Consider the following 12,847-nt stretch of genomic DNA (forward strand, 5'->3'; position numbering starts at 1 on the left):
CTTCTTGGCCGGAGCGGCCTTCTTCGCCGGAGCGGCCTTCTTGGCCGGAGCGGCCTTCTTGGCCGGAGCGGCCTTCTTGGCCGGAGCGGCCTTCTTCGCCGGAGCGGCCTTCTTCGCCGGAGCGGCCTTCTTGGCCGGAGCGGCCTTCTTCGGTGCGGCCTTGGCCGGGGTCTTCGCAGTTGCCATGGTTTTCTCCTTGATCAAGTGGAAAAGTCACCGTCCCACACGGACCGGTCCGTGCAGATACGGTTATTCACCGTCCGAGAGTCGCTCAGGAGGAACGCCTCGGTACGGTGAATGGGATCGCCATGCAGCCCCGCCACCTCAAGGGTGTTGATGCGGGTTTCGCTCGGTGACTGCATTGGCCAGGTCTTGATCTTGTTGAGGCCGGGGGATCAGTCCCAGCTCAGCGCCCCGCCCGACTGGTACTCGATGACGCGGGTCTCGAAGAAGTTGCGTTCCTTCTTCAAGTCGATCATTTCGCTCATCCAGGGGAAGGGGTTTTCTTCGTTCGGGAACAGGGCTTCGAGGCCGATCTGCACCGCACGGCGGTTGGCGATGAAGCGCAGATAACCCTTGAACATCGAGGCGTTGAGGCCCAGCACGCCACGCGGCATGGTGTCCTCGGCATAGCGGTATTCCAGCTCGACGGCCTTGAGGAACAGCGCCTTGATCTCGGCCTTAAATTCGGCCGTCCAGAGGTGCGGGTTCTCAAGCTTGATCTGGTTGATCAGGTCGATGCCGAAATTGCAGTGCATGGACTCGTCGCGCAGGATGTACTGGTACTGCTCGGCCGCACCCGTCATCTTGTTCTGGCGGCCCATCGCGAGGATCTGCGTGAAGCCAACGTAGAAGAACAGGCCTTCCATCAGGCAGGCGAAGACGATGAGCGACTTCAGCAGTGTCTGGTCGGCCGCGGGCGTGCCGGTGACGAACTCCGGCTTCATGATCGCTTCGATGAAGGGGATCAGGAACTCGTCCTTGTCGCGGATCGACTTCACCTCGTTGTAGGCGTTGAAGATCTCGCTCTCGTCCAGACCCAGGCTCTCGACGATGTACTGGTAGGCGTGCGTGTGGATCGCCTCTTCGAAGGCCTGGCGCAGCAGGAACTGGCGAGCCTCGGGCGCCGTGATGTGGCGGTAAGTGCCCAGCACGATGTTGTTGGCGGCCAGCGAGTCGGCGGTGACGAAGAAGCCGAGGTTGCGCTTAATGATGCGGCGCTCGTCTTCGGTCAGGCCGTTGGGGTCCTTCCAGAGCGCGATGTCGCGGCTCATGTTCACCTCCTGCGGCATCCAGTGGTTGGCGCAGGTGGCAAGGTACTTCTCCCAGGCCCACTTGTACTTGAACGGCACCAGCTGGTTGACGTCGGTCTGGCCGTTGATGATGCGCTTGTCGGCAGCCTTCACGCGACGCGCGGTCGTGGGTTCACCGGACAGTTGGGGGGCGGGCATCGAGACGCTGGCAGCTCCGTGCGACGCTGTCGCCGAAGGCATGGCCGCGAGGGGTTTCGCGGCAGAGGTATCAGTGGACTTCAGGTCTTCGTCCCAATCCAGCATGGTTTGCTTCCTATCACTTCGAATTATCGGCAGTGCTGGTGCAAATCAACAAGAACCAGCAACTGCTATTTGCATCATTCGCGCAATCTTTGTTGCGCGAGGGCATCGAAAACAAGCAGCGCCAACTTGTCTATACATGTCGACGCTGCCGCTTCGATTACTGGCAGGCCTCGCAACCTGGGTCGTCGATGGCGCAGAACTTCATGTCCGTCGCCGGCAGTTCCGGCTCGACGGCGGCGACAGGCGCGGCCGTCGCAGCCATCACCGGCGCGGCGCTGTTGGACACCGCATTGAGCTGGCCCGAGCGCGTGACGGTGCTCTTCTCGGCCTGCGTGGCGCTGATGGTGCGCAGGTAGTAGGTCGTCTTCAGGCCGCGCTGCCAGGCAAGCTTGTAGGTCTCGTCGAGCTTCTTGCCCGACGCCCCGGCCATGTAGATGTTCAGGCTCTGCGCCTGGTCGATCCACTTCTGGCGGCGCGCGCCGGCTTCGATCAGCCACACGGTGTCGACTTCGAAGGCCGTTGCGTACAGCGCCTTGATGTCCTCAGGCACACGGTCGATGCGGCGCAACGAGCCGTCGAAGTGCTTGAGGTCCATGACCATCACGTCGTCCCACAGGCCCAGCGCCTTCAGGTCACGCACGAGGGACTCGTTGATGACGGTGAACTCGCCCGACAGGTTGGACTTGACCGAGAGGTTGCCGAAGCACGGCTCGATGGACGCGTCGACGCCGATGATGTTGGAGATGGTGGCCGTGGGCGCGATGGCGACGCAGTTGCTGTTGCGCATGCCGTAGGTGGCGATGCGGCCGCGCAGTGCGTCCCAGTCCATCGAGGTCGAACGGTCCACGTCGACATAGCCACCGCGGGCCTCGGCCAGCAGGTCCAGCGAGTCGATCGGCAGGATGCCGCGATCCCACAGCGAACCCTTGTAGCTGCTGTAGCGCCCGCGCTCCTCGGCCAGCTCCGTCGACGCCCAGTAGGCGTGGTAGCAGACGGCTTCCATCGAGCGGTCGGCGAACTCGACGGCGGCCTGGCTCGCGTAGGGCGTGCGCAGCTGGTAGAGCGCATCCTGGAAGCCCATGATGCCCAGGCCCACCGGACGGTGGCGCAGGTTGGAATCACGCGCCTTCTTGACGGCGTAGTAGTTGATGTCGATGACGTTATCCAGCATGCGCATGGCCGTGCGCACGGTCTTCTTCAGCTTGGCCTGGTCGATCTGGCCATCCTTGATGTGCTGGGCCAGGTTGACGGAGCCGAGGTTGCAGACGGCGATCTCGCTGTCGTTGGTATTCAGCGTGATCTCGGTGCACAGATTGGACGAGTGCACGACGCCGACATGCTGCTGCGGGCTGCGCACGTTGCAGGCGTCCTTGAACGTGATCCAGGGGTGGCCCGTCTCGAACAGCATCGAGAGCATCTTGCGCCACAGGTCTTTGGCCGGCATGCGCTTGAAAAGCTTGAGCTCGCCGCTGTCCGCCTTGCGCTCATACCCCACATAGGCCTCCTCGAAGGCCTTGCCGAACTTGTCATGCAGATCCGGGCAGGTGGAGGGGCTGAACAGCGTCCAGTCGCCGCCTTCCAGCACGCGCTTCATGAACAGGTCGGGAATCCAGTTCGCCGTGTTCATGTCATGGGTGCGGCGGCGGTCGTCGCCGGTGTTCTTGCGCAGGTCCAGGAACTCTTCGATATCCAGGTGCCAGCTTTCCAGGTAGGCGCAGACGGCGCCCTTGCGCTTGCCGCCCTGGTTCACGGCCACGGCCGTGTCGTTGACGACCTTCAGGAAGGGCACGACGCCCTGCGACTTGCCGTTGGTGCCCTTGATGTGCGAGCCGAGCGCGCGCACCGGGGTCCAGTCGTTGCCCAGGCCGCCGGCAAACTTGCTCAGCAGCGCGTTTTCCTTCAGCGCCTCGTAGATGCCGTCCAGGTCGTCGGACACGGTCGTCAGGTAGCAGGACGACAGCTGCGAGCGGCGCGTGCCGGCGTTGAACAGCGTCGGCGTGGAGCTCATGAAGTCGAAGCTCGACAGCACTTCGTAGAACTCGATGGCGCGGGCCTCGCGATCGATCTCGCCCAGGGCCAGGCCCATGGCCACGCGCATGAAGAAGGCCTGCGGCATCTCGATGCGCACGTCTTCGATGTGCAGGAAGTAGCGGTCGTACAGGGTCTGCAGGCCCAGGTAGTCGAACTGCAGGTCGCGCTCGGCCTTCAGCGCTGCGCCCAGCCTGGCCAGATCGTACTGACCCAGCTTCTCGTCGAGCAGCTCGGCCTTGATGCCCTTCTTGATGTAGCCGGGGAAGTACTCGGCATAACGCGCCTGCATCTCGGCCTGCGTGACCTCGCCGCCAATGATCTCGCGGCGGATGGTGTGCAGCAGCAGGCGGGCGGTGGCGCGGCTGTAGCCCGGGTCCTTCTCGATCAGCGTGCGCGCGGCCAGGATGGCAGCCTTGTAGACCTCGTCGATGGCGACGCCGTCGTACAGGTTGCGCTGGGTCTCGGCGAGCACGGGCTCGGGCTTCACGTCGGCGCCCAGGTTCTCGCAGGCCGAGGCGATCAGCGACTTCAGCGCGCCGAGGTCCAGCGGGCGGCGCTCGCCGCCGTCCACCACCATCAGCTGCGGCTCGGCGGCGCGGGCGGCTTCGCCTTGGGCGGCGCGCTCCTGCGCGCGGCGCTCGCGGTACAGCACATAGGCGCGGGCGACTTCATGGTGACCGCTGCGCATCAGGCCCAGCTCGACCTGGTCCTGCACGTCTTCGATGTGGAAGGTGCCGCCGCTCGGGCGCGACCGCAGCAGCGCGCGCACGACGTTCTGGGTCAGCTGCTCGACCGTCTCGCGCACGCTGGCCGAGGCCGCGCCGCTGGTGCCGTGCACAGCCAGGAAGGCCTTCATCAGCGCGACGGCGATCTTGCTCGGCTCGAACGAAACCACGGCGCCGTTGCGGCGAATGATCTGGTAAGCCTGGTAGGTCGTCAGCGTCGGGGCGGTGGGGGCTTGTGCGTCGGATCCAAACGCAACCGGCGATACCGGGGAAAGCGAGGCGGCGGGGGCGGCCTGGCCCGTGGCGGCTTCTTGCAGCATGAGGGGATCCTTTATCGAGAAATGACGGGCAAATGCGCGGCAGCAACCCGGGTCCGGGTCGGCGCGTCGCGCGTTGGTTCAGTTGGGGTATTTCGTCCCTGCCGGTCCACTGCCAAGCCGGCATTCCGGCTTGGGCCTCGGGTGCATTGCCGCTGCGGCCTGGCCACAGCGAACAGCGATTCCGAGGGGATGGGCATGGGGGTCGACTGGGTCAGCAGGATAACACGAAGGGACACTATATCTATGGCCCTCGCCCCCCTCAAGCACTACCGCTAGTGTCAAACCCTGGCCGGCGCTTGACCGGAAAAGCAGCCGGTCGTGCACCTTGCCCCGATCAGATCGGGGCTTGTCCGCCACGGCCCGCATGGGCATTGGGCTAGCGGGCTGAAGCGGGCCGCCAGCCCGCGCCGTTGCTGCATTTCGGCGCGCAACACCCGCCGCCAATCAGTCCTCGTGACGGATTCAAGCAGGGCAAATCCCGAGAGGGATTTTTCTCGCCTCAGCTGTCGCCGGCCGAGATCGCCAGCCGTGCCATGCGGTAGCGGATCTGCCGCAGCGACAGCCCCAGGCTGGCCGCCGCCGCCGTGCGGTTGAAGCGGTGCAGCTCCAGCGCGCGCAGCAGGATGGCGCGCTCGACCTCGTCGAGATAACGCGCCAGATCGCTGGGCAGTTGCTCCGGCAGCGACAGCCCCTCGGCCACTGGTTCGGCGGCCACCGGCGTTTCCAGCGAGGCGAACTGCGATTCGCTGCGGCTCTCGTCCAGCAAGGTATCGGGCAGGCCGAGGTCGTCGGCGTCTATCCACTCGCCACCGGCCAGGGCCAGCGCGCGGTGCAGCAGGTTCTCCAGCTCGCGCACGTTGCCGGGGAAGGCGTAGCGCGACAAGGTCTGCAGCGCGGCAGCCGTCAGCCTCGGCGCAGGCGACACGCCGGCGTCCTGGGCGATGCGGGCCAGCACCCGGGTGCTGATCAACCCCAGGTCTTCCAGCCGCTCGCGCAGCGGCGGCACGCGGATCTGGATGACGTTGAGGCGGTAGAACAAGTCCTGGCGGAAGCGCCCGCCGGCCACCTCGGCGCCGAGATCCTTGTGCGTCGCACTGAGGATGCGCACATTGATGGGTGTCTCCGCAGTCGCCCCCACCGGGCGCACCGAACGCTCCTGGATGACCCGCAGCAGCTTGCTCTGCATGGCCAGCGGCAGGTCGCCGATTTCGTCCAGGAAGAGCGTGCCGCCGTCGGCCGCCTGGAAGAAGCCCTCGCGGTCCTCGTTGGCGCCGGTGAAGGCGCCCTTGCGGTAGCCGAAGAACTCCGCCTCCAGCAGGTTCTCGGGAATGGCGCCGCAATTCACCGCGACGAAGCGCTGCCCGGCGCGCGCGCCATGGTCATGGATGGCGCGCGCCACCAGCTCCTTCCCGGTGCCCGACTCGCCCTGCACCAACACCGGCGCCATGCTGCGCCCCACCTTGTCGATCAGCGAGCGCACGGCACGGATGGCCGGGGATTCGCCAACCAACCGCAGGGCCGAGGCCGGCGCCGCGACCTCCTCCTTCGCCACGGGCGCCGGCTCGGCCGCCACGCGCCCCAGCGCAGAGCCCACGACGAGGCGGAACTGGCGCAAATCCACCGGCTTGGTCAGGTAGTCGTAGGCGCCGGCCTTCAACGCCTCGACGGCGTTCTCGGCCGAGCCGAAGGCCGTGATGACGATGGCCTTCTCCGGCCGCCCGGCCTGCTCCAGCCAGCGCAGCAGCGACAGGCCCGAGCCGTCGGGCAGCTTCATGTCGGTGATGACCGCGCTGTAGGTTCCGGCCTGCAGATGGTCCAGCGCCTCGGCCACCGAGCCGGCGCTGTCGATCTCGTAGCCCTCGCGCAGCAGCGTCAGCTCGTAGAGCGTGCGCAGGTCGGGCTCGTCGTCGACGACCAGCAGGCGCGGGGGGGGGGCAGCAGAAGTCATGCGGATTGAGGGGTGCGCAGTCGAACGCTGAATTCGTTGGCGGCCGCCTCGGATGCACGGCGGTAGTCGATGGCGGCGCCGTGGCGCTCGCACAGTTCACGGCAAATATAGAGGCCCAAGCCCGAACCGCGGCTGCGCGTCGAGAAGAAGGGCTCGAACAGATGGCGCTCGATCTCGGGCGGCACCGGGGCGCCGACGCTGCGCACGACCAGGTCCAGCGCATCGCCCTGCCGGGCCAGCACGACCTGGATCGCGCCGGCGCCGGGGTCGGCATGCCGGTGTGCGTTGTCCAGCAGGTTGACGAGCACGCGGCGCAGGTGCTCAGCATCGAACAGCCCCATCAGGCCGGGCGAGGCGATCTGCAGCCGGAGGCGGCTCGCATCGCCGGCCACGATGTTGTTGACATAGGCCCAGTCCTCGCAGGCCTCCTGCACCAGGGCGCTGATATCCAGGGCCTGAGTGTCGGGCTGCACGCTGGGCGCCAGCTCGCTGACGTCGTCGACCAGTCGCTTGAGCCGCTGCACATTCGAGGCCACCATCTGGGTCAGCTGCTCGGCGCGCGTGCCGCCCACGTCCTCGGCCAGCAACGCATTGGCCTGCGCGATGGCCGCCAGAGGGTTGCGGATCTCGTGCGCGATGCCGGCCGACACCCGGCCCATCGCAGCCAGCTTCTCCTGGCGGGTGCGCGCCAGCAACTCGCGGTTGTCCTCGACGAAGAGCACGCACAGCTCCTCGCTGCCCTCGCGCTGGCGCGTGAAGCGCAGGCGCAGGCGCAGGCTGCGGCTGGCGCCACTGGCCAGGGGCAGCGCCACGTCCACCTCCGCACCCGCGCCGCCCGCGCCACCGGCATAGGCGCTTTCCAGCGCCAGCACCAGAGGCTGCCAGTCGGCCCGGCCGCGCAGCTGCCAGCTCAGCTCGCCGCTGGCTGCGCCAAGCAGTGCGCGCGAGGCCGGGTTCATCGCCCGCACCCGGCCACGCCGGTCGACGACGAGCACGCCCTCCTGCATCTCGTCGATGACCAGACGGTTCAGCAGCTCCTGCTGACGGGCCAGCGCCAGGCTGCCGCGCGCGGCCTTTTCCTCGCGCGCCAGCCGCGCACTCAGCTCGCCGGCCAGCAGGCTGACGGCGAACAGACCGCTGCCCACCAGGCCGGCCTGCGTCGTCTTCAGGCCCACGTCCGCGCCCGACAGCAACGACCAGCCCGCCGCACCCAGCAGGCCCAGCGTCGCCATCGCCGCTGTGGCCAGCGCCAGCAGGCGCGGGCTCAGCACGGCCGCCATCAGCACGGGCATCACGAACAAAGCACCGTAGTTCACGCCGCTGGGGTCCAGCGCATGCAGCACGCCGAACAGGATCAGGTCGACGCCGATGGCGCTCCACCAGTGGGGGCTGCTGATGCGAGCCAGGCTGCGCGCCGACGCGCCGCGGCGCAGCTGGGGCAGCAACCACAGCGCCACCGCGGCGGCTGCATAGGAGGCGCTCAGCCCCAGCGTCGACGAGGCCGGCGGCGTGGACAGGGCCGCCGCGATCAGCTGGGCCGCGATCAGCGCCAGGCCCAGCGCCGCGCGGGCGGCCAGGAAGGCGCGGTACAGGCGCTCGAAGCTGGCGCTGCTCTCGGCCGGCTCGGCCGGCGTGGACTCGACGAACCAGCTGCCCTCGCCGGCGAGGCTGCTCACGCTCAAGCCTGGCCCTGGCGGGCTTCGAAGCTGGCCCGATGCGCCGCGCTGCAGAACATGCCGCCCTTGCCCGGCAGCGCCTCGTCCGCCGGCAGATGCACGCCGCACTCTGCGCAGCGCGACATGGCCTGCGGCGCTGCCGGTGGCGCGGGCGCGCGCGATTCGGGCTCGCGCGGCCGGCCGCGCCGGGCACCCAGCACGAGGAAGAGGCCGCCCAGCAGCAACAGCAGCAACAGGTATTTCAAGCACCGACTCCGTTGACCGCCCGTTGCAGGATGACCTCCAGCACGAAGCGCGAGCCGGCATAGGACAGCAGCAGCAGGGCCGCACCGGCGTAGAGCCAGCGCGTGGCGCGTCGGCCGCGCCAGCCATAGATGCGCCGGCCCACCAGCAGGCCAGTCAGCACGAGCCAGCCCAGCACGGCCAGCAGGTTCTTGTGGTCCCACTTCCAGGTCGGCGTGAACCACCAGCCGAGGAAGATGGCCAGCGACAGCACACCCACGCCCGCGGCCACGAACTGGAAGGTCAGCCGCTCCAGCTGCAGCAGCGGCAGGCCGCCAGGCGTGGCCTGCTTCTGGCGCAGCCGCGTCTCGGCCCGATTCATCAGCGCGGCGTGCAGCACGGCCACGCCGAAGAGCCCGTAGGACGCCAAGCCCAGCACCCAGTGCAGGGGCGCCCAGGGCGAGGCGGCGGTCGGCCGGCTCTCGCCGGGAAAGCTCCAGGCCAGCAGCACGGCGGCGGCGGCCAGCCAAGCAAGCACGCGGCGCACGCTGTGCAACGGCAGGAAGCGGCTTTCCACCAGATAGACGGTCAGCACCAGCCAGGTCGTCATCGAGAGCGCCGGCGCAAACCCGAAGCGCGCTCCCGGCGTGGCCAGCCCATAGCCGCTGATGTCGATGTACAGGGCGACGAACTGCGCCGTCCAGGCCATGGCCATCGGCGGCACCGAGCGCAGCGGGCGGCGCACCACCACGTCGCCCTCGGCGGCGCGGGCGCGCAGCAGCCCGACCCACACATAGCCCAGCAAGGCCAACGCACTGGCAATGGCCAGCACCAGACCCGGCCCGAGGCCTTGCGCGCCGGCAGCAGCGTCTCCGAGGGGAGCGGGCGATAAACTCATGGCTGCAGTGTACTTTTGGGTTCCGCGCGTTCTGCCGGTCCAACCCTCCCCAACGATGGCTTCCAACCTCACCGACCGCCTGAGTCGCCTCGTGAAGACGATGCGCGGCCAGGCCCGCATCACCGAGAGCAATGTGCAGGACATGCTGCGCGAGGTGCGCATGGCCCTGCTGGAGGCCGACGTGGCCCTGCCGGTGGTGCGCGACTTCATCGCCCGCGTGAAGGAGAAGGCGCTCGGCCAGGAGGTCGTCGGCTCGCTGAATCCGGGCCAGGTTCTGGTCTCGGTCGTGCACAAGGAACTCGCCGCCACCATGGGTGAGGGCGTGGCCGACATCAACCTCGCCGCCCAGCCGCCCGCCGTCATCCTTATGGCCGGCCTGCAGGGCGCCGGCAAGACGACGACGACCGCCAAGCTCACCAAGCACCTAATCGAGAAGCGCAAGAAGAAGGTGTTGACGGTCTCCGCCGACGTCTACCGCCCCGCGGCCATCGAGCAGCTGAAGACGGTCACCCGGCAGGCCGGCGGCGAATGGTTCCCTTCCGAACCCAACCAGAAGCCGCGCGACATCGCCCTGGCCGCGCTGGACTACGCCAAGCGCCATTTCTTCGACGTGCTGCTGGTGGACACCGCTGGCCGCCTCGCCATCGACGAAGCGCTGATGGCCGAGATCAAGGAGCTGCACGCGACGCTGAACCCGGTCGAGACGCTGTTCGTCGTCGACGCCATGCAGGGCCAGGATGCGATCAACACGGCCAAGGCCTTCAAGGAAGCCCTGCCGCTGACCGGCGTCATCCTGACCAAGCTCGACGGCGACTCGCGCGGCGGCGCGGCGCTGTCGGTGCGCCAGATCACCGGCGCGCCGATCAAGTTCGCCGGTGTCTCGGAAAAGATCGACGGCCTGGAGGTCTTCGACGCCGACCGCCATGCCGGCCGCGTACTGGGCATGGGCGACATCGTCGCCCTGGTGGAACAGGTCACTCAGAGCGTGGACCTGGCCTCGGCCCAGGCCATGGCCGAGAAGCTGAAGAGCGGCAGCGGCTTCGACCTCAACGACTTCCTGCAGCAGATCGCCCAGATGAAGAAGATGGGCGGCCTCGGTGGCCTGATGGACAAGCTGCCGCAGAACATGATGGGCAACAAGCAGCCGGGCCAGGCCGACATGGACCGCGCTGAGCGCGACATGAAGCGCATGGAAGGCATCCTGCGCGCCATGACGGCCAAGGAACGCGCCCAGCCCGCGCTGCTGATGGACGGCAAGAGCAAGGCCAGCCGCAAGCGCCGCATCGCCGCGGGCGCCGGCGTGCAGATCCAGGACGTCAACCGTCTGCTGAACCAGTTCGACCAGATGCAGGGCATGATGAAGAAGATGAAGGGCGGCGGCCTCATGAAGATGATGAAGCGCATGGGCGGCATGAAGGGCCTGCCGGGCATGTGACCCGGGAAGGCTGCCCGACAGTCTTCCGTCAGCGGCGACACAAGTGCTCACACTTGGTCCCAGGGTCGAGGGACAGCCGGGCATGGTCAAGCGCCGCCGCTGCCGATAGCGTCGCGCGCATGCTCAACCTCCACCTCCCCCGCGCCGTCGGCGCCTGGCTCGACAACCTGACCGGCCAACGCGACACCCATCGCGCCAAGCAGACCGAGGCCTCCGACACCGTCATGCACTGGCCGCCCACGGCGACGCGGGTGCTGGTGAGCGCGGAACGCCATGCCCACAAATGCATCGCGCAGGCCCTGGCCCTGGAGCACCCCAAGGGCTTCCTGCTCGCGCATGTGCCGCTGCACAAGCTGGTCAGCGTGCCCAAGCAGTATTCCTACCGCGAATGGTTGTCGCGCACGGGGCTGCTGACGGCCGACTTCGCGCTGTGCGACGAGCACGGCTATGTGCGCTCGGTGATCCTCATGCCGGTGGGCGAGGACCAGGCGCGCCAGTCCCGCAAGCGGGAGCGGCTGATGCGGGTGCTGGGCGCCACCGAGCTCAAGGTCACGCTGTGGGACCGGGAATGGCAGAACGACGCCAACGACCGGCTGCGCGACAGGCTCTTCCCCAAGACGCGCGGTGACGGCTACTACGCCGACACGCCGCACGCTGAACACTGACGCCCCTCGACCAAGGCTTGCGTTGGCCGGCCCTGCAGACCGCACTGCGGCCCGCGGCGCTGAGCCGCAAGCACACCGCCGGGCGGGCAGGCTTGGGGCGGTCCGGCGCCCGGCCCGCTTGCTATTCCAGCAACGCCCGCGCGAACTCGCGCGCGCTGAAGGTTTCCAGGTCTTCCAGCTTCTCGCCCACGCCGATGAAGTAGACCGGCACGGGCCGCTCGCGTGCAATGGCGGCCAGCACACCGCCCTTGGCCGTGCCGTCGAGCTTGGTGACGACCAGCCCCGTCAGGCCCAGCGCCTCGTCGAAGGCCTTGACCTGGTTCAGCGCGTTCTGGCCGGTGTTGCCGTCCACCACCAGCAGCACCTCGTGCGGCGCGCCTTCCTGGGCCTTGGCGATGACGCGCTTGATCTTCTTCAGCTCCTCCATCAGGTGGATCTGCGTCGGCAGGCGGCCGGCGGTGTCGGCGATGACGACATCGGCGCCGCGCGCCTTGCCGGCATTCACCGCGTCGAAGGACACGGCCGCCGGGTCGCCCCCCTCCTGGCTGATGATCTCGACCTTGGCGCGGTCGGCCCACACGCCCAGCTGTTCACGCGCTGCGGCGCGGAAGGTGTCGGCAGCGGCCAGCAAGACCTTCTGATCAGCCTCGGCGAGGTGGCGGGTCAGCTTGCCGATGCTGGTCGTCTTGCCGGCGCCGTTGACGCCGACGACCATCATCACCGTGGGCGTGAAGCGGCCCACCTCCAGCCCTTTCTCCAACGGTGACAGCAGCTCGGTAAGCGCGTCGACGAGCAAGCCGCGCACGGCCTGCGGATCGCTGGCCTTGACCTCCTTGACGCGACGCTTCAGGTCGTCGAGCAGGAACTGCGTGGCCTTGACGCCGGCGTCCGCCAGCAGCAGGGCCTCTTCCAGCTCCTCGTAGAGCTGATCGTCGATCCTGGTGCCGCTGAAGACGCCGGCAATGCTGCTGCCGGTCTTGCGCAGGCCGTTGCGCAGCCGGTCCATCCAGCTGGCGCGAGGCGCCGGCGCCGGGGCGGCAGCGGGGACAGGAGACGGTGCCGAGACGACGACGGGTGCCGGCACGGGTGCGGCGACGGGTGCGACCACAGGAGCCGGAACGGGTGCGACGACCGGGACGGCCGCCGGCGCGGGCTTGCTGGCGGGCTTGGTGACCCAGCCTTCGGGCAGCAGGGCCGGCGCCTCGGCAGCGGGCGCGGGAGGCGGGGGCGCCTTCTTGAAGAAACTGAACATAGGCCGCCATTTTCGCCTGCCCTCGCAACACCCCTCTGGCGGCCCTTTCTCGCACGCGCTTGATTTTTTGGCGCTGACAAACCGGGTGACACTGATTCAGGCTTCCCGCACTCCCGGTC

The 12,847-nt window shown here is 68.0% G+C and carries 10 protein-coding genes; 2 read left to right on the forward strand and 8 right to left on the reverse strand.

Features of this window, described 5'->3' with window-relative positions; translation table 11 throughout:
- From AC07VX_RS00335 to AC07VX_RS00365, 7 genes are all read right to left on the reverse strand, one after another.
- A partial coding sequence (locus AC07VX_RS00335; RefSeq protein WP_493163728.1) for a hypothetical protein occupies positions 1–186 on the reverse strand: 186 nt, incomplete at its 3' end.
- Positions 187–395: 209 nt separating this feature from the next.
- Complete coding sequence (locus AC07VX_RS00340) at positions 396–1,556, reverse strand: ribonucleotide-diphosphate reductase subunit beta (protein ID WP_493163727.1); 1,161 nt, start codon at positions 1,554–1,556, stop codon at positions 396–398.
- 157 nt (positions 1,557–1,713) lie between these two features.
- Positions 1,714–4,629, reverse strand: a complete 2,916-nt coding sequence (locus AC07VX_RS00345) for a ribonucleoside-diphosphate reductase subunit alpha (RefSeq protein ID WP_493163853.1) — start codon at positions 4,627–4,629, stop codon at positions 1,714–1,716.
- A 502-nt stretch (positions 4,630–5,131) separates the two neighbouring features.
- A complete protein-coding gene (locus tag AC07VX_RS00350; protein WP_493163726.1) occupies positions 5,132–6,580 on the reverse strand; it encodes a sigma-54-dependent transcriptional regulator in 1,449 nt (482 codons plus the stop codon).
- A complete protein-coding gene (locus tag AC07VX_RS00355; protein ID WP_493163725.1) occupies positions 6,577–8,256 on the reverse strand; it encodes a sensor histidine kinase in 1,680 nt (559 codons plus the stop codon). Before AC07VX_RS00355 ends, AC07VX_RS00350 begins: the two co-directional genes overlap by 4 nt.
- Positions 8,257–8,258: 2 nt before the next feature.
- Positions 8,259–8,501 (reverse strand): PP0621 family protein, encoded by a 243-nt coding sequence (locus AC07VX_RS00360; protein ID WP_493163724.1) that lies wholly within the window; start codon positions 8,499–8,501, stop codon positions 8,259–8,261.
- Positions 8,498–9,376, reverse strand: coding sequence for a cytochrome C assembly family protein (locus AC07VX_RS00365; protein ID WP_493163723.1), 879 nt, complete (start codon positions 9,374–9,376; stop codon positions 8,498–8,500). Before AC07VX_RS00365 ends, AC07VX_RS00360 begins: the two co-directional genes overlap by 4 nt.
- Before the next feature lie 55 nt (positions 9,377–9,431).
- Here AC07VX_RS00365 and ffh point away from each other — a divergent pair, with 55 nt between their 5' ends.
- Together ffh and AC07VX_RS00375 are read left to right on the forward strand one after the other, a co-directional pair.
- Positions 9,432–10,811, forward strand: coding sequence for a signal recognition particle protein (gene ffh / locus AC07VX_RS00370; RefSeq protein ID WP_493163722.1), 1,380 nt, complete (start codon positions 9,432–9,434; stop codon positions 10,809–10,811).
- A gap of 119 nt (positions 10,812–10,930) precedes the next feature.
- Positions 10,931–11,476, forward strand: coding sequence for a hypothetical protein (locus AC07VX_RS00375; RefSeq protein WP_493163721.1), 546 nt, complete (start codon positions 10,931–10,933; stop codon positions 11,474–11,476).
- A 121-nt stretch (positions 11,477–11,597) separates the two neighbouring features.
- Here AC07VX_RS00375 and ftsY read toward each other — a convergent pair whose 3' ends face one another.
- A complete protein-coding gene (gene ftsY / locus AC07VX_RS00380) occupies positions 11,598–12,728 on the reverse strand; it encodes a signal recognition particle-docking protein FtsY (RefSeq protein WP_493163720.1) in 1,131 nt (376 codons plus the stop codon).
- Between the last annotated feature and the right edge of the window lie 119 nt (positions 12,729–12,847).

Source organism: Roseateles sp. GW821-FHT03B02, from assembly GCF_059421025.1.